At 42.8% G+C, this 21,237-nt stretch carries 20 protein-coding genes; 6 read left to right on the forward strand and 14 right to left on the reverse strand.

The window, feature by feature from the left end; all coding sequences use genetic code 11:
* The first annotated feature begins 48 nt into the window (after window positions 1–48).
* The 3 genes from ACFORF_RS10155 to ACFORF_RS10165 are packed head-to-tail and all read left to right on the forward strand — an operon-like array spanning window position 49 to window position 3,112.
* Entirely contained in the window at window positions 49–720 is a 672-nt protein-coding gene (locus ACFORF_RS10155) for a response regulator transcription factor (RefSeq protein ID WP_380427868.1), read from the forward strand.
* Window positions 717–1,655: a sensor histidine kinase gene (locus ACFORF_RS10160; RefSeq protein WP_380427870.1), complete on the forward strand. Its 939-nt coding sequence runs from the start codon at window positions 717–719 to the stop codon at window positions 1,653–1,655. The genes ACFORF_RS10155 and ACFORF_RS10160 overlap by 4 nt, the downstream gene beginning before the upstream one ends.
* Before the next feature lie 2 nt (window positions 1,656–1,657).
* Entirely contained in the window at window positions 1,658–3,112 is a 1,455-nt protein-coding gene (locus ACFORF_RS10165) for an alpha-amylase (protein ID WP_380427872.1), read from the forward strand.
* 142 nt (window positions 3,113–3,254) lie between these two features.
* Here the strand turns inward: ACFORF_RS10165 and ACFORF_RS10170 are convergent, their stop codons facing one another.
* The 4 genes from ACFORF_RS10170 to xerS all read right to left on the reverse strand — a co-directional run bounded on the left by ACFORF_RS10170 (window position 3,255) and on the right by xerS (window position 6,149).
* On the reverse strand, window positions 3,255–3,587 hold the full coding sequence (locus ACFORF_RS10170; protein ID WP_380427874.1) for a type II toxin-antitoxin system PemK/MazF family toxin: 333 nt from the start codon (window positions 3,585–3,587) through the stop codon (window positions 3,255–3,257).
* Complete coding sequence (locus tag ACFORF_RS10175; RefSeq protein WP_380427876.1) at window positions 3,581–3,826, reverse strand: AbrB/MazE/SpoVT family DNA-binding domain-containing protein; 246 nt, start codon at window positions 3,824–3,826, stop codon at window positions 3,581–3,583. The genes ACFORF_RS10170 and ACFORF_RS10175 overlap by 7 nt, the downstream gene beginning before the upstream one ends.
* 361 nt (window positions 3,827–4,187) lie before the next feature.
* A complete protein-coding gene (locus ACFORF_RS10180) occupies window positions 4,188–4,931 on the reverse strand; it encodes an alpha/beta hydrolase (RefSeq protein WP_380427878.1) in 744 nt (247 codons plus the stop codon).
* 147 nt (window positions 4,932–5,078) lie between these two features.
* A complete protein-coding gene (xerS, locus tag ACFORF_RS10185) occupies window positions 5,079–6,149 on the reverse strand; it encodes a tyrosine recombinase XerS (RefSeq protein WP_380427880.1) in 1,071 nt (356 codons plus the stop codon).
* 468 nt (window positions 6,150–6,617) lie between these two features.
* Here xerS and ACFORF_RS10190 point away from each other — a divergent pair, with 468 nt between their 5' ends.
* Window positions 6,618–7,556 carry an FAD:protein FMN transferase gene (locus ACFORF_RS10190; protein WP_380427881.1) on the forward strand — a complete coding sequence of 313 codons (939 nt, stop codon included), beginning with the start codon at window positions 6,618–6,620 and terminating at the stop codon, window positions 7,554–7,556.
* Between the two features lie 142 nt (window positions 7,557–7,698).
* Here the strand turns inward: ACFORF_RS10190 and ffh are convergent, their stop codons facing one another.
* The 4 genes from ffh to ACFORF_RS10210 form a co-directional block, all read right to left on the reverse strand.
* On the reverse strand, window positions 7,699–9,261 hold the full coding sequence (gene ffh, locus ACFORF_RS10195; RefSeq protein ID WP_380427883.1) for a signal recognition particle protein: 1,563 nt from the start codon (window positions 9,259–9,261) through the stop codon (window positions 7,699–7,701).
* A 68-nt stretch (window positions 9,262–9,329) separates the two neighbouring features.
* The gene (locus ACFORF_RS10200) at window positions 9,330–9,662 is read right to left on the reverse strand and encodes a putative DNA-binding protein (protein ID WP_380427884.1); all 333 of its coding nucleotides are present in this window, start codon (window positions 9,660–9,662) and stop codon (window positions 9,330–9,332) included.
* Between the two features lie 48 nt (window positions 9,663–9,710).
* Window positions 9,711–10,409, reverse strand: a complete 699-nt coding sequence (locus ACFORF_RS10205) for a GntR family transcriptional regulator (protein ID WP_380427886.1) — start codon at window positions 10,407–10,409, stop codon at window positions 9,711–9,713.
* 132 nt (window positions 10,410–10,541) lie between these two features.
* The gene (locus ACFORF_RS10210) at window positions 10,542–11,984 is read right to left on the reverse strand and encodes an HlyD family secretion protein (RefSeq protein ID WP_380427888.1); all 1,443 of its coding nucleotides are present in this window, start codon (window positions 11,982–11,984) and stop codon (window positions 10,542–10,544) included.
* Between the two features lie 255 nt (window positions 11,985–12,239).
* Here ACFORF_RS10210 and guaA point away from each other — a divergent pair, with 255 nt between their 5' ends.
* Window positions 12,240–13,793, forward strand: a complete 1,554-nt coding sequence (guaA, locus tag ACFORF_RS10215) for a glutamine-hydrolyzing GMP synthase (RefSeq protein WP_380427890.1) — start codon at window positions 12,240–12,242, stop codon at window positions 13,791–13,793.
* Window positions 13,794–14,357: 564 nt separating this feature from the next.
* Here the strand turns inward: guaA and ACFORF_RS10220 are convergent.
* From ACFORF_RS10220 to ACFORF_RS10235, 4 genes are all read right to left on the reverse strand, one after another.
* Window positions 14,358–15,023, reverse strand: a complete 666-nt coding sequence (locus tag ACFORF_RS10220) for an aldo/keto reductase (protein ID WP_380427892.1) — start codon at window positions 15,021–15,023, stop codon at window positions 14,358–14,360.
* 197 nt (window positions 15,024–15,220) lie between these two features.
* Window positions 15,221–16,129, reverse strand: coding sequence for a phytoene/squalene synthase family protein (locus ACFORF_RS10225; protein ID WP_380427894.1), 909 nt, complete (start codon window positions 16,127–16,129; stop codon window positions 15,221–15,223).
* Window positions 16,126–16,425: a phytoene desaturase family protein gene (locus ACFORF_RS10230; RefSeq protein WP_380427896.1), complete on the reverse strand. Its 300-nt coding sequence runs from the start codon at window positions 16,423–16,425 to the stop codon at window positions 16,126–16,128. Before ACFORF_RS10230 ends, ACFORF_RS10225 begins: the two co-directional genes overlap by 4 nt.
* Window positions 16,409–16,525 (reverse strand): FAD-dependent oxidoreductase, encoded by a 117-nt coding sequence (locus ACFORF_RS10235; protein ID WP_380427898.1) that lies wholly within the window; start codon window positions 16,523–16,525, stop codon window positions 16,409–16,411. The genes ACFORF_RS10230 and ACFORF_RS10235 overlap by 17 nt, the downstream gene beginning before the upstream one ends.
* 565 nt (window positions 16,526–17,090) lie before the next feature.
* Here ACFORF_RS10235 and ACFORF_RS10240 point away from each other — a divergent pair.
* On the forward strand, window positions 17,091–17,798 hold the full coding sequence (locus tag ACFORF_RS10240; protein ID WP_380427900.1) for an XRE family transcriptional regulator: 708 nt from the start codon (window positions 17,091–17,093) through the stop codon (window positions 17,796–17,798).
* Window positions 17,799–17,950: 152 nt separating this feature from the next.
* Here ACFORF_RS10240 and topA read toward each other — a convergent pair whose 3' ends face one another.
* Window positions 17,951–20,059, reverse strand: a complete 2,109-nt coding sequence (gene topA, locus ACFORF_RS10245; protein ID WP_380427902.1) for a type I DNA topoisomerase — start codon at window positions 20,057–20,059, stop codon at window positions 17,951–17,953.
* A 264-nt stretch (window positions 20,060–20,323) separates the two neighbouring features.
* Entirely contained in the window at window positions 20,324–21,178 is an 855-nt protein-coding gene (dprA, locus tag ACFORF_RS10250; RefSeq protein WP_380427904.1) for a DNA-processing protein DprA, read from the reverse strand.
* Window positions 21,179–21,237: the final 59 nt, after the last annotated feature.

Raw genomic sequence — 21,237 nt, forward strand, 5'->3', positions numbered from 1 at the left:
TTCCTACTAAGAGGCGATTTTTAGCCTCTTTTTTGGTAAAATGACACTATGAACAAACAAGCTTGTATTTATATCGTTGAGGATGATCCCACCATCCTCCAAACCCTTAAGCACCATCTGAGTCAGCACTATCGCGTGGTGACTGTCAACAATTATCGTGCTATTTTACAAGAAATCGACGAAGTCCAACCCGACCTGATTCTTATGGACATCACCTTGCCTTATTTCAATGGTTTTTATTGGACCACGGAAATCCGTAAGACCAGAACCCTGCCGATTATTTTCATCTCGTCAGCAGACGATGAGATGAATGCGGTCATGGCCATGAACATGGGAGGCGATGACTATCTGACCAAGCCCTTTTCACTCACGATTTTGGATGCCAAGATTGCAGCCTTCTTGAGGCGAGTGCAGGAGTTTTCTTCACCCTCAAACCAGTTTCAGCTGGATCAGTTTGTTTTCGATAAGACTGGATTTTTTAGTAATGGTAGTGACCGTGTCCACCTAACACCGACTGAAACCCGTATTCTGAACATTTTGTTCAGTCAACGTAATCAAATTGTCAGCAAGGAATCCATTTTGGACCAGCTTTGGGAAGGTGAAGATTTCATTGACCAGAACACACTCAGCGTTAACATGACCAGACTTCGCAAGAAACTTCAAGGACTCGATTTTGACCGCATCTATACCGTGCGGGGCGTGGGGTATGTGCTCAGATGATCCGTGCTTTTTTCAAAGAATTCCGCCTCTGGCTCCTAACCTTTCCTGCATTGGTTCTCGCTTTCTTGGCCACTTTTTACCTCTATCGTCTGCCCCTAACCTACTTTTGGGTCAGTTTAGCCTTTGTAAGCCTCATCGCCGTGATTTGCTACGGCCTTGCCTTTTGGCAGTTTTATAGAAAAATGGCTCAGCTGCAAAGCGGGCAACTAGAGGGAAGTTTATCGAGATTAGACCGCCCCAGCGATCGTGCCTATCAAAACTTGCTGGCGCAACAGGAGCAGCAGTACAAGCAGGAACTCTTGACTTACAAGTCAAAAGAAGAAGATCTTGCTTCAGTCGTTCAAATGTGGTCCCACCAGATGAAGGTCCCCTTAGCAGCCATTGACCTCATGAATCAAACTGGTCAAGTCACTAAGACCGATTTGGACAGTCAGCTCCTCAGCCTCAATCACTATCTGGCCAATCTTCTCAATTACCTCAAGCTCAGCAAGCAGACCAGCGACTTTCGCTTTGAAGAGGTTGCTGTCCGTGACCTTGTGGTCAACTTGGTCAAAGATTACCGTGTCCATTTTCTACAAAAGGAGCTCTCTATCCAGATTGACGGAGAATGGGCACTCAAAACTGATAAAAAATGGCTGCGTTTTGCCCTAGCACAGATTCTAGATAATGCTATCAAGTACAGCCAAAAAGGCGGTTCTATCACCATTTCACTGAGCGATGGAATTATCATCCGTGACCAAGGGATAGGGATTTTAGCAGAAGATCTACCGCGTATTTTTGAGCAAGGCTTTACTGGCTATAATGGCCATGAACATCAAAAAGCCAGCGGATTTGGTCTTTACATGACCAAGTCTATTCTCGACCAGTTAGAACTAATCATTGACATCAAGAGTCAGATTGACAACGGTACCCAAGTCACTATTAGAAAGAAGTAACCATGGATAAACACACGATTATGCAATATTTTGAGTGGTATCTCCCTGCAGATAGCCAACATTGGAAGCGTCTAGCAGAGGATGCTGAGCACCTCAGTCAAATTGGGATTGGAATGGTCTGGATGCCACCAGCCTTTAAGGCCACAGGTCTTAACGATGTCGGATATGGTATTTATGACCTCTATGACCTTGGAGAATTTGACCAAAAGGGAACTATTCCAACCAAATATGGTACAAAGGATGACTATCTAGAAGCGATTCAAGCGCTTAAGCAACATGGCATTCGCCCAATTGCAGATATTGTTCTCAACCATAAGGCGGGCGGAGATGAATTGGAGACCTTTCAAGTTCGTAAGATGAATCCGACCAATCGTCAAGAAGCCCTCTCTGAGCCTTATGAAATTCAAGGGTGGACTGGGTTTACCTTCCCAGGTCGGCAGAAGCAGTACAGTGATTTTAACTGGCATTGGTATCATTTTGACGGACTTGATTACGATGCGCTTCACGAAGAAACTGGTATTTACCAAATTGTTGGTGACAATAAGGGTTGGGCCGACCAGAATCAAGTCGATACAGAGAATGGCAACTACGATTACCTCATGTTTGATGACATTGATTTCAAGCACCCTGATGTGGTCGCCCACCTCAAAGAATGGGCGCAATGGTTTCTTGAGACGACAGGCGTGACTGGTTTTCGCTTGGATGCGGTTAAGCATATCTCTGAAGATTTTATGGCGGATTTTATTGCCTATGCCAAAACCTTGCAACCAGAACTCTACGCTTTTGGGGAATTTTGGAAGGATGACATAGACACAACGCTCCGCTATTTAGACGGAACAAACTACCAGTATGACCTTGTGGATGTGGGCCTACACATGAACCTTTACCAGGCTAGTCAGAACGGGGCTGACTACGATTTGACGACCATCTTCGATGGCAGTCTGGTCCAAATCAAGCCCCAATCTTCTGTGACCTTTGTCGAAAATCACGATACCCAGGCTGGTCAAGCCCTCCAATCTAAGGTAGAAGATTGGTTCAAGCCCATAGCCTATGGCTTGATTTTGCTCCGTCAGGAAGGCCTGCCTTGTGTCTTCTACGGCGATTACTATGGCATCGAGGGTGACTTTGCTCAGCCAAGTTTCCAAGAGGACTTGGACAAGCTTCTTTACCTCCGTCAACACTATGTTTATGGTCAGCAAACAGATTATTTCGACCATCCTAACTGCATCGCCTGGACCCAGTCAGGTGACGAAGAGCATCCACAAAGCCTTGCAGTAGTCTTAAGCAATAGCGAAGCTGGCTGGAAACGTCTAGATATGGGCACCTTAAACGCTGGCAAAACTTTTGTAGACTACCTGGGGCGCTGTGCAGACAAAATCGTCATTGAAGAAGATGGCTGGGCAAGCTTCCCAGTCCAAGGAGGTTCAATATCTGCTTGGATTGAGGAATCCATATGATAAAGACATAAAAGGATTACATAATAAAAAATATGTAATCCTTTTTGCTATTATTAAACTGGTCTGTGTCCAATCTTACTAGAGGCTAATATCAGATTTTAGTTTTTAAGTTATTAACAATTTAAAATGAGCTTAAATATACTTAACCTTTTTCAAATAAAACTTTTACCCTTGCTAAAAGGGTATCTAATAGATAAGATGGAATGTCTTCTACATAACGATGATCTCTGGCATTAAAATCAATCGTAACTAACTGGTCGAGGAGAACTTTACCCGTTGATTCTGTTCCTTCTAAAGCCACATAAAAAGGATATTCTCGCTGGGTATTGCTAATAGGTGCAAAGATTGCAATGTTAGAATACTTGGTCACAATACTATGACTTAGACAGATATAGGGACGATAGCCTTTCTGTTCGTGTCCCTGCTTGGGATCAAGATTGATTTTAATAATAGTACCTTGCTTGATACTTACCATTGCTCATTCCCCACACTTTCAAATAAAGTTGGAGTAACGTCCATAGGTTCGCCATGATAATCTTTAAATAACTCTTCAATAGTTAGCTCGGGGTTTGTCATCACTTTTTTTAAAATAATTTTATTTCCAGAAACTTCATAGTCTAAAGTGTCATTAATTTCTAATTGCAACTGTTTCACTAATTGCTTAGGTAAACGAATAGCTGAACTATTTCCCCATTTATTTACGGTTAATTGCATGATAATTCTCCTTTCCTTGATGGAACCATTGTATCACAAATGTATCATTTTGTATATCATTACCAATAAGAGTTTGTACTGAGTTTTTCTAAGAAGTTTTTCACAAAGTCTTAAATCATATCAACGACAGAAACAATTAGGATACTGACAATATGCTTCAAAGCAAGATTGACGTTTCGACTCCCATCCCATCATTAATGTCAGTTTCTAATGGTCTAGAAGACTCATACTCTTCTAGAATCAAAACTAAACGTCATTAGGTTTCCTTGTTTAACTCTCTTATGTCTACGTCAACCTAACTTGTCTAATTTTGATATTGAGTGAGTATCAAATACACAATTACTCAACATACAAGACTTGATCATGATCTCCAAAGAAAGTCCATATAAGACCAATTTTGTTCCGCCCAGAAGTCTTCATTGTGATGCCCGCCTTCTTGTAGGTAAAAGTTTGTTGCAGCTCCGAATCGAGCTAGGTAATCCAATAACCCCTGATGGAGTGGAGCACGGTCATGCCCGTTTTCACCTTCACCAAGCGACATATAAACACGGGTATTGGAATCAATGAAGGAAGACTTAAGATCTTGCCAGACTAAAACTGGCTCAAAATCAACGGCCGAAGATAGACAGGCAGCCTTTGAAAAGACACTATTGTAACAGCAAACAGCTGTCAATGCCATCAAGCCACCCATGCTTGAGCCAGCAATGCCAGTAGCTTCACGGTGACGTAGGGTAGGAAAGTTTTCGTCCATAAAATTTTTAACATCATGAACGAGCCAGTCTAGTGTTGCTCTGCCATTTCCCTCAATATCTCCAAAATGTGGAGAGTAGAAGGAGTGGGGACTGTATTCAGAGAGTCGCTCATTGCCAACGTGGCTACATTCGAGCCCAACAATAATCATCTTTTTGGGCCAAGCCTGCATGAACTGCTCCAACCCCCAGGAAGTACCATAAGTAGCATCTTGATCACGAAATAGGTTATGTCCATCAAAGAAATACATGACTGGATAACGCTCGCCTGTCTTTTGATAATCGTCAGGTAGATAAATGTGTAAGGGCCTATTTGCATCCGCAGCTGGGAAGTAAAAATCTTGTTTAATCAGCATGATGAGCTCCAATCTAGTTATTTATAGTTAAATTGATCGTTTGAGCTATAAGAAGGTGGGAAGTAAAACGCTCTTTATTTACATAAATTTAATTATGTTTATTAATTCGAGAATCAAGACTTAATTTTATTATATTTGTTATTAAATTTACAATTTATCAAGGGCGTTTTTCTGTTCATCGTTAACAATGTGGGTATAGAGGTCTGTAACTTGCGTATTGGCATGCCCCAGCTGGTGACTGACTAAAACTTGAGATTTGGTAGCGTCGTAAAGACGGGTTGCCAAAGTGTGCCGAAGCTTATGGGGTGTAACGCGGATTTTAAAATCAGCTGAGTATTTGGCAACCATTTTTTCAATGCTAGAGGCATCCATACGGTTTGGAAGACCACGGTATTCAGACAAGAAGAAGGCTACATCAGTTTTTTCAGCCTTGTAACGTTGCTGACGAATGGCCAGATAATTTTCCAAGTAATCCTTAGCAAAGCCAGCTACGTTGACGGAGTCACGTTTACCCCCTTTTCGGGTAACATCAATCACCATCATCTTAAGATTGACATCTTTGAGGTCTAGATTGACAGCCTCAGAGAGCCGTACACCTGAAGCCAGTAATAAAGCTAAAATCGCTAAATCACGTTCTTTGTTCTTTTGAAAGGAGGAAAGGGCCCGTTTAGAGAGTTTGTTCTGATATTCCTGGTCAACATAGGTGAGAAATTCCATGGTTTCGTCCCCTAAAAAGAGTTTCTGCTTGATATTCTCAGCCCTCGAAGCCAAGGTTTCCTTTTTCTTTTGGGTTGAAACTTTTTTCATAACATTCCGGTAAAAGTAAGGTTCACCTTGCTCATTTTCAACCTCTTCAGTCAGATACTTATAGAGAGAGGATAAGGCTGACAGGGTTCGATTGATAGTTGTTTGAGAAACTCCATTTTGCGTCGTATTAGCATTGAGCAAGGGTCTTTCCCGTAGATAGAGGATAAAAGCCTCCATATCTTTCTTGGTCAAATGTTCTAGAGTCTCAAGAGGAATATCAGCAATCTTCGTGACCTCAACTAATCCAGTATCCATCACCCACTCAAAAAATCGCCGGTATTCCTTGAGATACTCATACAGTGTTGTAAAACTATAGGGAACCGATAATTTGGACTGATAGTAATCTAGAACAAACCAGGGCATGATTGTTTTAAGTTCTTCAATTTTTTCCAACAATAATTCGCGCCGCATGCCACAAAACCTCCTTTTTGGATTATAATAGTAGTGTATCATAGCAACATATATTTTTCAAGAAAATTATAGTTTTTCGGAAAGATGTTAGGGGATATTTTCTGAATGCTTCTTATCCCATGTTAGCTAGCTTTAAAGCCGTTTGTATGCTATATATATTCTTGGTATCTGTTAAATAGCTGAGCTGGTTCTTCATTAGAGATTTACTTTAGATTGTTGTGAGTTTCTTTTTATCTTTAGTCTGACTTGCTTTAAAGAAATTACTTAATTAATGTCATATATTTTTTATTGGTTATTCAGCAATCTGAAAATGTCCTCAAAATATTTCAGACTTTTCTCGGATCAATTCAGGACAGTTTTTGACAAGTGTTCAGCTTTGTGGACAAACTTGACCTCAGAATCGCAATCTCAGCTTTGCTATTTTCCAAAAATCAAAAAACATTCATAAAAAATCAATAAGGAGATTCTATGTTAGCCAGCCACCGTATTAAACTGATGGGCACCCATATTGATGTGCAAATTGAATCTCATAGAGCGGATGATTTGCTGAATCAGGTTGAGAGCCAGCTCATGGAATACAATCAAATTTTTAGTGCTAATGACAGTCAGTCTGTTTTATCGGCTGTTAATCTAGCTGCCGGTCAAAATCCAGTTAAGGTCCCTGAACTACTTTACCAGTTAATCAAGATAGGAAAATCAGAGAGTCTACTCTACGACAGCAACCTTAATATAGCCCTGGGTCCCCTTATTCAAACGTGGCGAATCGGCTTTACTGATGCTAAAGTCCCTAGTCAAAATGAAATTGAAAGGGCACTGGCCTTGACAGATCCAAACAATATTATAATGGCCGATGAGAGTCACGAGGTCTTCCTGGCCCAGCCTGGCATGAAAATTGACCTTGGAGCCTTGGCCAAGGGCTATTTTGCCGATCTCATTATTAGTTTTCTAAAAAATCAGGGCGTCACTTCTGCTCTCATAAACCTGGGGGGCAATGTCCTAGTGACTGGTCCTAATCCTAAGCGAGAGACGGGGACCTGGTTTATCGGCATCCAAAATCCCAAGCTCCCTCGTGGTCAACACCTGGGAACCCTAAGGATTGCTGAGCAGTCAGTTGTGACCTCAGGGATTTATGAGCGAGTTTTTAAGGTCAATGGCAAAGCTTATCATCATATTTTTGATAAGGAAACCGGCTACCCCATCGAGTCCGATGTCGCCAGCCTGACGATCGTTGCTGATTCCTCCTTGGACTGCGAGATTTGGACTACCAAACTTTTCGGAAAATCCAGTTTGCAGGCCCTTTATAGCATCGAACAAACACCAGGCATTGAAGGCATCGTCATTACAAAAGATGATCGACTAGCCATCTCAAGTGGACTGAAAGGAAAATTTTTCCCAAGTCAATCTTGATATCTTGTTTTACATAATTATATTTATGTGAATTTATTTGGATTAACCTTGATAGATCGTTGTTTTCGAATTGCCATACTCAAGTTATGTTGTCATTTTCACATTACAAAACACTCAGACAAGAAGTCCGAGTGTTTTTAACTTATTTCCGTTTTTTCTTGGCTTTTTTAATTTTGTTGGCTTGGCGTTTCATGGCTTGTTTCATGGCAAACTGGCCAACTTTACCCTTCAGTCCGCCACCAAAGAGTTCTGACATATCTGGCATTCCAGCTCCACCGCCCATCATTCCTTCTAGGGCTGACATGTCCATTCCTGATAGATCCGGCATGCCGGCTCCCATATTAGGCATGTTCTTTGGCATGTTGTTAGGATTGATCCCCATTTGACGCATCATCTGGCTCATATCACCTGACATAACGCCTTGCATGACGGTTTTGGCCTGGTTAAAGTCCTTGATGAATTTGTTGACATCAACAAAGGAATTTCCAGATCCAGCTGCAATCCGGCGACGACGACTCGGTGTCAAAAGGTCTGGATTTTCACGTTCTTCCGGTGTCATTGAGGAAACGATAGCCCGTTTACGTGCAATCTCACGTTCATCTACCTTGAGATTTGCAAGGGCTGGATTACCAGCCATCCCAGGAATCATCTTGAGCAGATCTTCCATTGGCCCCATGCTTTGAACCTGATCCAACTGATCGATGAAATCGTTGAAATCAAAGGTGTTTTCCCGCATTTTTTCAGCCAATTCAGCTGATTTTTTCTCGTCGTAGTCTTGAGAAGCTTTCTCAATCAGAGTCAGGAGATCACCCATCCCCAAAATCCGGCTAGCCATACGGTCTGGGTGGAAGGTTTCAATATCTGTGATTTTTTCACCAGTACCAGTAAATTTAATCGGTTGCCCAGTGATCTGACGAACAGAAAGGGCCGCACCACCACGAGTATCCCCATCAATTTTTGTCAGAATAACCCCAGTGATGTCCAGCTGTTTGTTAAATTCAGCTGCTACATTTGCCGCTTCTTGACCAATCATGGAGTCGACAACCAGCAAGATTTCATTTGGTTGAGCCAACTCTTTAACATCACGCAATTCCTGCATGAGTTTTTCATCGATTTGTAAACGACCGGCCGTATCAATCAAGACATAGTCATTGTGATTGGCACGCGCTTGTTCCAACCCTTGCCGCACAATCTCAACTGCAGGCGTCTCAGTCCCCCTATCAAAGACAGGAACACCAATTTGGCTACCTAGGGTCTTGAGCTGGTCAATGGCTGCTGGACGGTAGATATCTGCTGCAATCATCATTGGACGAGCATTTTCATCCTTGATGAGTTTGTTGGCTAATTTTCCAGCAAAGGTTGTTTTACCAGCCCCCTGGAGACCGACCATCATGATAATGGTTGGAATTTTTGGTGACTTGATAATCTCTGCCGTTTCAGATCCTAAAATAGTTTTCAGTTCTTCGTTAACAATTTTAACAATTTGCTGACTCGGGTTGAGGGTGTCGATAACCTCGTGGCCAATCGCCCGTTCACGAACACGCTTGATAAAGTCCTTGACGACTGGTAGGGCAACGTCAGCCTCGAGCAAGGCCAGACGAATTTCCTTGGTAACTTCCTGGACATCTGCTTCGTTCAATTTCTTCTTGCCACGCAGATTTTTAAAGACATTCTGCAAACGTTCTGTTAAGCTTTCAAAAGCCATTTATTGTTTCTCCTTAAACATAATTTAAATTATGTAAACTATTTAAACACTATTTAAAATTTGTGATGTTAGTCTCGATTATCAATTGAGTTTAAGACCGCTATTTGTTGCTGGATATAGGTATCGTCAGCATAACGCTCTGCTATTTCCTCAAAAATCTGCCCTCGAACGATGTAGTCTGAATACATGTGGAGTTTCATCTCATAATCTTCCAGCAGTTTTTCTGTCCGCTTGATATTATCATAGACTGCTTGTCGACTGACCTGAAACTCTTCAGCAATTTCTGCTAAGCTATAATCGTCCGCATAGTAGAGTTCGATGTAGTTCATCTGCTTGTCTGTCAAGAGCGCCGCATAGAACTCAAAAAGGGCATTCATTCGGTTGGTTTTTTCAATTTCCATAAGGATTATTTTACCATAAGATAGGGGATTTTAATAGCGAGAATCTTACTAGTTATTCTCTAGATAGAATTCAAAGCGATCGCCGACATATTGGCTACGTACATACTCAAAAGGTAAGCCGTCTGACAGATAAGAAATCTGCGTTAAAGCCAAAATAGCATGGCCCTTATTGATTTCTAGGTAATTAGCGACACGTTCACTGGCAGATTTGGCATAGATGGTTTGCTGACTCTTTCCAATCTCGTAACCGTGCCCACGCATGGTTTGGAAAAAGTGTTCCGTGATTTCAGTTTTGTTGAAATTCCGAATCAGTTTTTCTGGGATTGAGGCCACTTCGTAGACCAGAGGAAGATTGTCGGCATAGCGAATCCGCTCCATTCGAATAACGTATTCCTTGCTCTCAAGCTGGAGGTTTTGGCACTCCGTTTCACTGGCTAATTGGCGCTGATAACTAATGAGTTTGGAGGATGGTGTCTTGCCTTGGGAGTTGACAATTTCAGTGAAGGATGTGGTCCCTCTCATTTTTTCCTGGACCCGACGGCTGGCTACATAGGTTCCTGAACCAATTCGGCGCTCCAGTACTCCTTCTTCCACGAGAAGGGTTACAGCCTGTCTCAAGGTCATTCGCGACACTGCAAATTCATCAGCCATGTCCCGTTCACTTGGAAGCCGTTCTCCGATAGCCCATTGGCCATTCTCAATATCTTTTTTGATCGCATCGTGTATCTTAATATAGGCTGGTAACATGGTATCCTCCTTAACCTATCTAGACCAATTTTATCAGATTTTGCCTATTTAGGCAATAGCAAAGCAAATTTGCCCTGCCTCTACTGCTAGACCAGCTCTGCTATGGACCAAAAAACTAGCCCCTAGGCTAGTTTAGTTAATGATATTATAAGAGACAATCTCCTGGGAATTGGGTGAAAAATGAATAGGCTCCATCACCCACTCTGTACTACCATAGCGTGCAGACAGGGTAGAGGTCAGCGTGTTATTGTATAGAGAAATCACACCGGTATCTGTCGAGTGTTGCCCAACTGTTGGCCCATAGGCTACAACTGTTCCAGACTCATCAATATAAGGCAAGAACTGGTTGTTAGAGACTGTAATATTATCACAGAGTTGTACACTGGTATGCTTAGATGCATAATCTTTGTCCACTGCTTGTATAATGCCACCATCCCAGGCACCATTTCCAGAGCCATCAAATTGAATAGCTTCGGCATAAAAGTCATGTAAATCTGCATCTGAAGCGAGGTGGGTTACAGAAGTTAACGACGGTGCATAGCCGATAAACTGGTTACTATCGAAGTAAGAATTTTGTAGGCCTCCCAAGTCAAAAATATGACTGGCTTTTGCCTGCACCATGGTAAAGGTATTACCAGTGATAGTCCAGTTTTCGCCGTGGTCCACCATAATCATAAATTGATTACCATTGACCAAGTCCTTGGCACGGACATTAACATTTGTCATGGTGAAATTTTTAACACCGTCAGCAGCATTCGGACCTGTCGCAAAACCGAGCCAGTAAACCTTGCCATCCACAATCAAGTTCGTATCGTTACCCCTTAAATGGGTATCGGAGCTCAAGGTTACATAGTCCTTACCGGGATCCTGACTACCAATTGTAAAGTCACCGCTTGGTAAATTGAGTATCGTATAGGGATTCTCAGCTGCATAACTAAAGGCTTCTTTAAGGGCCGCTGTATTTTCAGCAGCTGAATTCTCAGCTTTGAGCTTCACTTGATAGAGGTTTTGCAAGGCTGATTCTTGGATATTTTTGTAAGAGAGGTCTAAGTCCGGAAAGGTGACATCGTATTTGTAGCCCCCTTCTGAACTGAGATAGTTATAGGAGACTTTGTCAACCTTAGCGACCATTCCTTTGTAATCTCCGAGACTTTCGCCATCAAGGTCAGTTTGCGCAGTTGAAGTCAGTTGCAATTCATCTCCAACCTCATACTTGGCGCTAGCAGCGTAGGTTAAAGCACCTTCTGCAATACCCTGACTCACTTCACCATCTTCATAGGTTACGGTATAGGTATAGGTTATATTTTTCTCTCCATCGTCTTGCGACTGGATGTCGGAAATTGTCCCAATCCAATTTTTGTATTCAGCCTGTTCTGAATCAACCTTAGTGTCCTTAAGTTGAACCCGTTCTCCTTTCTGATAAACCGCTGGATTAGGCTCCTTGAACATCAGTGAAATGACCTTAAAGCTTCCTGTTGCTGCAAATAAGACGAGAACACCTATGAGCATCAGGGCTAATGCAAAAAGCTCACGCTTGCGAAATAATGCCTTTCTTCTTCTACGTCTGCTTTCCATACTTTCTCCAATTCAATAGACTTATCTTTCCATTTTAGCACATTTATAAATAAAATAATACTTTCACTTCATTATTCGGAAATACCTCCAATATCCAGCGAATTACATAGTTATTTTTCGTTTTTTAATAACAATAGCAGAGCAAAATGAGCTGATTAAAATTTTCCTTGATGAAACAAGCTTTTTTAGTTAAAGTATGATAGAATTAAACATGATTTGTTGTTCGCATGGAGCAACAGGAAAGAAAGGACTTTTATGACGAATCTGAATGACATTCAAAAAATTATTGTTTTAGATTACGGTAGCCAGTACAATCAGTTGATTTCACGCCGCATCCGTGAATTTGGCGTGTTCTCTGAACTGAAAAGCCATAAGATTACTGCCGATGAGGTCCGTGCCATCAATCCAATTGGCATTGTCCTCTCTGGTGGCCCAAATTCTGTTTACGCTGCCAATGCCTTTGACATAGACCCAGAAATCTTTGAACTCGGTATCCCAATTTTAGGGATTTGTTACGGTATGCAGCTCATTACCCACAAACTTGGTGGTAAAGTAGTTCCTGCTGGTGAAGCTGGTAATCGTGAGTACGGTCAATCCACTCTCAACCTCGAAAAAGAATCAGCTCTCTTTGCCAACACGCCTGCTGAACAAACCGTCCTCATGAGTCACGGTGATGCCGTTACAGAGATTCCTGAAGGATTCGAGCGCGTGGGCTTATCTGCAGATTGCCCATTTGCAGCTATGGAAAATGCTGAGCGTCGCATCTACGGTATCCAGTTCCACCCAGAAGTTCGTCACTCCGTCTACGGTAACGACATGCTGAAAAACTTTGCCCTTAACATTTGTGGTGCAAAAGGTGACTGGACTATGGATAACTTCATCGAAGCAGAAATCGCGAAAATCCGTGAAACAGTTGGCGATAAGAAAGTCCTCCTTGGCTTGTCAGGTGGCGTGGATTCATCTGTTGTTGGGGTCCTTCTCCAACGTGCTATCGGCGACCAATTGACCTGTATCTTCGTAGACCACGGTTTACTCCGTAAAAACGAAGGCGACCAAGTTATGGAGATGCTTGGTGGCAAGTTTGGCCTTAACATCATCCGCGTTGATGCTTCAAAACGCTTCTTGGACCTGCTTGCAGGCGTTTCCGATCCTGAGAAAAAACGTAAGATTATTGGTAATGAATTTGTCTACGTCTTCGATGATGAAGCTAGCAAGTTGACCGATGTGAAATTCTTGGCTCAAGGAACTCTCTACACCGATATCATCGAATCTGGTACGGAAACAGCTCAAACTATCAAGTCTCACCATAACGTAGGCGGTCTTCCAGAAGACATGCAGTTTGAATTGATTGAGCCACTCAACACCCTCTTTAAGGACGAAGTTCGTGCCCTCGGTACTGCTCTTGGGATGCCAGACGAAGTCGTATGGCGCCAACCATTCCCAGGACCAGGTCTTGCCATCCGTGTTATGGGTGAAATTACCGAAGAAAAATTGGCGACTGTCCGTGAATCAGACGCTATCCTGCGTGAAGAAATCGCTAAAGCAGGCCTTGACCGTGACGTATGGCAATACTTCACTGTTAACACAGGCGTTCGTTCTGTCGGCGTCATGGGTGATGGCCGTACTTACGACTACACCATCGCCATCCGTGCGATCACTTCTATCGATGGTATGACCGCTGACTTTGCCAAACTCCCATGGGATGTTTTGCAGAAAATCTCTGTCCGTATCGTCAACGAAGTAGACCACGTCAACCGCATCGTCTACGATATCACCAGCAAACCACCAGCAACAGTGGAATGGGAGTGATGCTGTGCGATTCAGTTGCAAAGCAAACTGAGAGCACCTAGCATCACCCCTGCGATAGCTGTCTCAGAGTAAGGAGCTTTAGCGACAAAACGATAAGGAAACAGCGAACCGCTGGAATAGATTTTATTACTTCAAAAACCGCATGAAATCAAGTGTTTCAGCGGTTTTATTTTTTTGTCTGCACCATTTTAGCACCAATAAAGAAAAACTACCAACAATAGATAATGCTTCATTTATCAAGGTGAATTTCCTCTTTGTCATTATTTATTTAAATCTCATGTAACTTAGTTCTCTTTTAAAAATAGTGACGCCTCCTACGGACAAAGAAAAATAATTATTCCATAGCAAGAGCTAGCAAAGAAATAACCATTTTTTGATTCAATTCTGCATCACTGCTAGACTTGCCCTTGCCAATCTTGGCTGTGTTTGTAAAAGTCATCCTTGAATTGCTGTACAACTGGGACTGGCAGAGGGCCTTTTCTCGATGATTCTGATGTTTTCTTTAATATGGTCGAGGTTGGCTGAGCCGATAATCACGTTATCAACGAGTGGTTCATGGCCAATCTATCTCAGAGCCAACTCATTTAGAGGATAATCTCTAGGCAGGGTCAGTTGTTGCATTCTTTCCCAGTAAGGTTCAACGTATTCTCCGACAGGGCGCGTGTCATAGCGCCAGGGAGCATTCGCGATGGGACGCTTAGCGATGACGCCCATGCCCTGTTCCTTGGCCTGTTTTACCTGTTGCTTTAAAGAATTTAACTCGAAAATATTAACCGAGCACTCGATGCTATCAAATACCTGCAGGTCAACAGCGTATTGCAGGCCTTCATTTTCACCAGAATAGGCAGCTGCTCTAATTTTCCCAGCCTGTTTGGCAGCCAATAAGGCCTCAATAACCTCTCCACGCTCTAAGATTTCCTTGTCGCAAGAATGCAAATGGACAATGTCCAAGTAATCTGTCTTGAGCAATTTCAGGGCATGATCAATGCCAGCCGTGATAATGCCTGAACTCCAATCCTCGTAGCCAGGAATACTGTAACCGACCTTGGTCGACAAAACCGTGTCCTGCCTTCTATGACTAAGAAACTTACCAATTCGTTCCTCAGATTGACCATAGCCTCGAGCCGTATCAATCAGATTGATGCCAAAGTCTAAGATTTCATTCAACAGATAATCAATCTGCTTCTCATCCTGATGATCCAAACCTATGTGGCCTGCACCAAATCCCACAGGAAAAACGTCAATCCCAGTTTGCCCAAATGTCCGTTTTATTAGCAGAGGAAATACCTCTTTTCAAATATGACTCCATTATACAACAGGAAACACCAAATCATAAGCTTAGTGTAAAGCAAAAATCCAGAGCTGTCTTGCAAGACAATACTCTGGACTTCGGCGATATTCAGGTCAGTGTTTCAAGTACTAAATTATCATTTATTTAATTCTTTTTTGACCTCTTGGACAAGGACCAAACGTTTGAGTTTGCTGGTATAATGCCGTTGGTAGAGACAATCATAATCCGCTTTTTGAATCTCGTCCTCGATTGCATGGTAAATCCGGGCCGCAGACAAAAGAGCCGCTTGGCAGGCTGGATCAAAGAGAGAAAGGTAGGCTTCAAAGGTCTGGTAAAGATGGCCAGATTCTTTTGCGACTTCTTTCCAGACTGCCACAAACCAGTCAGGAGGGGTCTGACGGGGCTGATTAGCCAAAGAAAGGACATTCTCTACTGTCTTTCCCACTTGAGCCAGTAGATCTTCTGGCAAGTAGACCCGCTGTCTGTTTCTGGCATCCTCGCCGACGTCTCGCAGGATATTGGTCAGCTGCATGGCGATGCCCAGCTGGTAGCACACTTCCAGATAGGTTTCCTGATTGGCCTCTTCTGTAAGGTCAGCACGGCCTAGCATGGGCAAGAGCATAGCGCCTACGGATCCTGCTACCTGACGACAATAGGTCTCAAGCTCTGCCATGGTACCAAAAAAGGCAAAGGAACGGTCCGACTGCTGGCCTGCAATCTGCTCCAGCAAGGCTTTTGGGGAAATAGCAAAGCGGGCCACACTATCTGTAAAGGCAGGCCACCAAGGCAGGTTGCTGATGGCGGAAGGCGCTGGAACAACTTCCCCTGAGATAACCTCAGCCAGTAGAGCCAACTGCTGGTCGACTGCCTCGTCTCCAGGCGCTGCCTCGTCCACCAAATCATCCACATAGCGGCAAAAAGCATAGACCGCTGCGATACCCTTGAAGCGCTCTTCAGATAATTGGCGAAAGGCTTGGTAAAAACTCTTGGAATGGGCCTTCATAATGGCTTCGCAGTGGGCGTAGGAGGTAGCTAGTAGGCTCATGCCTTGCCCTCCCAGTCCTTGATGACCTCATCTGCACAGATTTTTCCACCTTCTAGCGCAATAGGGACACCAGCTCCTGGGTGAGTGCTACTGCCGGTAAAATACAAACCTTCCACCACTTTTGACTTGGACTGAGGCCGAAAATGATTACTCTGCATGAGGGTCGGTTGCAGGCCAAAGGTTGCCCCACGATAGGCATTGAACTGGCGTTCAAAGTCCTCTGGTGTGTAGATTTCTTCCACTTCAATCCGATCAGCTAGATTTTCTAGGCCAGATAGATTAGACAGGCTGGTCATTTTTTTCGACGGTTTCCACCTGGTAGCCCTGTAATTGCAGGCGAATGGCAGCCGAAAGGCCACCCATCCCTGCTCCGATAACGATAACGGATTTAGACATAGTTCTCCTTTTATGGAAAGATAGCCCAGCAAGCGTGCAGCGGTATTCTGATTTGCAGAATGGCTTGCCCTATCTTTTTTATCTATCTAAAACGAAACTTGCCTGTCATCAAGAATGCAATGTAGATACGCTATTATACCGCTTTTTAGGTAGTTTCACAATCAATATAAATTTACCTTCACGCCAAACGCATGAAACAGCTATTTCCGAGCTATGGTACAGTTTGAAGTAGGCAATTTCAACGGTTTGCCTATAGAGAATTAGAAAATATAAAAGTATTATTGTGAAATTCCTGAACGTTGAAATACAGAAAGCTTTATTTTCTTGCTAAAATTCTTTCATGCGCTTGTCGTGATTAATCTTAAACTAAAAAATCCGTCTCAAGACGGATGCCAATAGGCCAACCCACTGATAGAATATAGACATTCCATTAAGCTTTGGGGTGACCCAAGCAAGCATCTCCATTTTGGCAATCTGAAAAGATTGTCATTTTTTATCAAAAGACTTGCATGAGCATATTTTTTTTGGTAAAATGTTGTTTATAAAAACAACAAGGAGAAAGACCATGTTCTCACCCCAACGTTTAAAGTCGAGAAGACAGGAGTTGGGCCTGTCTCAATCGGATATCGCCAATCAGCTCAAACTCAACCGCTCTTCTTACTCCTCATGGGAATCGGGGCGGGCCAAGCCCAACCAAAAAAACTTGGAACGACTCGGAGAGATTCTAAAAGTAGACGAGGACTACTTTAATCAGGGCTATGAAATGTTGTCTCTCTATCAGCAATTGACAGAGGATAACAAGATTACAGCTGTTAATTTTACTCAAGAGCTCCTCACCCAACAAGTAGCTGCCCCTTCTAACTTGATTTCACTGGAGTCAGCTCGATCAGAGCGATTTGAATACCACGTTTATGAGCGTCTTTCAGCTGGTACCGGCTTCTCCTACTTCAATGACGGCAATTATGATACCATTTTCTACGATGAAGAATTGGATCACGACTTTGCCTCATGGGTCTTTGGAGATTCCATGGAGCCAACTTATTTGAATGGAGAGGTTGCCCTCATTAAAAACACAGGCTTTGATTATGATGGTGCCATCTATGCTGTAGACTGGGATGACCAAACCTACATCAAGAAGGTTTACCGTGAAGCTGACGGCCTCCGTCTTGTCTCCCTTAACAAAAAATACGCTGATAAATTTGTACCTTACGATGAAAATCCGAGAATTATCGGTAAAATCGTTGGACATTTTATGCCAATGTCATTCGAATAAAGAAAGATTAGCTATTATTTCCTTATAATAATCACTCAATTTGAAGTTAATTGAACAGTAAAAGTCAAAGCCGACATTTATTTTTAACTTTGAAAAAACGTCTAAAATCAAATGATTTTAGACGTTTTTTCAATTATAAAATCTTATTGAAACTACTTTACTTTGGCCTCTTGGTAATCACACTTGTCATTGCTACAGCTGACTTGTTTACCACCGCCACGGACTTTTTTCTCAACGAGGAAGTCGCCAGATTTTGGACAAGTCCGTCCAACTGGTAAATCCCAAGAGGTGAAGTCACATTCAGGGTAACGATTACAGCCATAGAAAATACGATTGTGTTTGGTCTTACGTTCGATGATTTGACCTTGGTGACAGGTAGGACATTCTACGCCAATCTCCTTGGTTATAGCCTTGGTGTTGTGGCAATCAGGGAAGTTTGAACAAGCATAGAACTTGCCAAAGCGTCCAAGTTTGATGACCATAGGATGACCACAGACATCACAATCAAATCCTGCAGGCTCGTCCTTGATTTGGATTTTCTCCATTTCAGTCTCTGCCTTGCCTAACTCAACCTTGAACGGCTGGTAGAAGTCATCAATGACTTTTTGCCACTGCTGCTGACCGATTTCGACATCATCTAATTTCCCTTCCATTTCTGCGGTAAAGCGGACATTAACAATGTCAGGGAAGAACTCGATAATGAGGGAGTTAACAATCTCTCCAAGTTCCGTCGGTTCAAATCGCTTGGCAGCTAACTTCACGTAGTAACGCTTCTGAATGGTTTCCAAGGTCGGTGCATAGGTAGACGGCCGGCCCACCCCATTTTCTTCCAGTGTCTTAATCAGAGTGGCTTCAGAATAACGAGCCGGTGGTTGGGTGAAATGTTGCTCAGGGCTTGTCGAAGCTTTTTTAACGACTTCTCCTTCTTCCATTTCAGGCAACATCTTGTTTTTGTCAGAATCGTTATAAACTGCTAAGTAACCATCAAATTTAATCTGACTACCATTAGCTGTGAAAATCACTCCATTTTGACTGAGGTTTACCTTAACTGTATCAAATACCGCTGCGGTCATTTGACTTGCCACAAAACGATTCCAAATCAAGGTATAAAGCTTCAGTTGGTCCTTATCCAGGTATTTTGCGATGCTTTCAGGTGTATGGTTGACATTAGAAGGACGAATAGCTTCGTGAGCATCTTGTGCACCTGAAGCATTCTTGACACGGTTGCCATGCTTAGAGTAGTTAGCGCCAAAACATTGACTGATAAACTGAGCAGCATCATTTTGCGCAATCGGAGAAATCCGAGTAGAGTCTGTACGCATATAAGTAATCAGACCTTGGTGACCAGCAGATCCAAGACTGAGACCCTCGTACAATTGCTGAGCAACCATCATGGTTTTACGGGTTCTGAAGTTAATTTTATTGGCTGCATCTTGTTGAAGGGAAGAGGTCGTGTAGGGAAGCGGAGCATTTCGACGGCGCTCTTTCTTCTCAACGCTATCAACGGTAAAATCATCCGATTTAATACGAGCCAAGACCTCTTTAACCTGGTCATTGTTCTCAAGCTTAAGCTTTTTCCCATCTAATCCATAAAACTGAGCCTGGAATTTCTTAGTGCCTTTTTTGAAGATTCCATCAATGGTCCAATATTCTTCCGGTTTAAAGGCCTTGATTTCATTCTCACGATCGATGATAAGTTTAAGAGCGATGGATTGGACGCGACCAGCTGAGAGCCCCTTCTTGACCTTCTTCCAGAGAATAGGTGAAATAGAGTAACCCACGATACGGTCTAAGACACGGCGGGCCTGTTGGGCGTCCACCAAGTCCATATCAATCTTACGTGGCTCTACAAAGGCATTTTTGACCGCATCCTTGGTAATTTCATTGAAGACCACACGGTTCTCTTCTTGCAAATCCAAGTTCAAGATATGGGCCAAATGCCAAGAAATCGCCTCACCTTCTCGGTCCGGGTCACTTGCCAGGTAAACTTTTTTAGCATTTTTAGCCTCTTTTTTGAGGGAATTGATCAGCGGCCCCTTACCACGAATATTGATATACTCTGGCTCGTAATTATTGTCGAAGTCGATGGACATGCTGGATTTTTTAAGATCACGGATATGTCCCACAGAGGCTACAACCTTGTAATTACGGCCTAGATATTTTTCAATTGTCTTAGCCTTGGCTGGTGATTCTACGATTACCAGATTTTTTTGAGCTGTTTTTTTCGTGGTGGATGTTTTCTTTTTAGTTGCTGTTACCATAAGAGTCTTTCTAGTTCTGTCATTAGCTTATAGCATAATAACCCAGTTTTTTCTTACTGTCAATAAAAAAACTTCTCCTATAGGAGAAAGCCTTTCTAATTTTTTCAAAAAAGCGTCTTAGATGCTTGATAGCAAAGCTTTTAGAGAGTTTTATACTCTTCCAAAATCAAAGCTAGAAGTCGTTAGGTTTCCTTGTCTAACTCCAGGCATGCCAGCGGCAACCTGTCTTGTCTCTTTTGATTTTGTGTAAGTATGAGACTGCAATTAGTAAATGACCTGTTGCTGAAACTCTGCTAGGATATCTAGCCCAGAGGAAACACACTTGGCGCCTTCCTGAATTAAGTGATTACAGCCTGCTGCCTGACCATCAAGAATATTTCCAGGGACCGCAAACACTTCTCGTCCTTCTTCGAGGGCCCGTTCACAGGTAATAAGACTGCCGGACCGCAACTTGGCATCGATAACCAGCACACCCTGTGAGAGACCTGAGATAATACGGTTTCGCTCTGGAAAATGAAATTTCAAGGGTTGGGTACCTACAGGATACTCAGAGAGGACCAGATGATTTTCGTATAAAAAGTCCTGGAGTCTTTGGTTTTCCTTAGGATAGTAGACATCGAGTCCACAACCGATAATCCCAATCGTTGCTCCGCCATTTTTTAAAGTCGCTATATGAGCAGCTGTATCGATACCACGCGCCAGGCCAGAAACAATGACGAACTGATTGCCCAGCTCTGGAATAATTTTCTTGACGGATTCTATCCCCATTTCACTGGCCTGACGAGATCCAACTACTGCTAGCTTTTTGTGAGTGAGCAAGTCAAGATTCCCCTTGTAAAAGAGTAAAACCGGTGGGTTATAAATCTGTTTGAGCTCAAGCGGATACTCAGCATCTAAAATAGACAAACTTGGAAACTGAGTGAACTCCTGTCTCAGGGCTTTGGTGTCTAGATTCTTGTAAGCCTCCATAAACAGCACAGGATTTTTACACTTAGAAACCACCGCCATATCACGCAAGGACAAGGACTTACCAACCCGCTTCGCATAGTCCAAAATATGATTGATATGAAGATTGGAAAGTCCAGCTTTTTTAAGCTTGTAAAGTTCAAAATTATTCATTGAAATCCTCCTACTCTATTATTCGTAAAAGGAAAAATCCCTAGCAAAAATTGCTAAGG

This window comes from Streptococcus caprae, from assembly GCF_042649745.1.
In the GTDB taxonomy this organism is placed as follows: domain Bacteria; phylum Bacillota; class Bacilli; order Lactobacillales; family Streptococcaceae; genus Streptococcus; species Streptococcus caprae.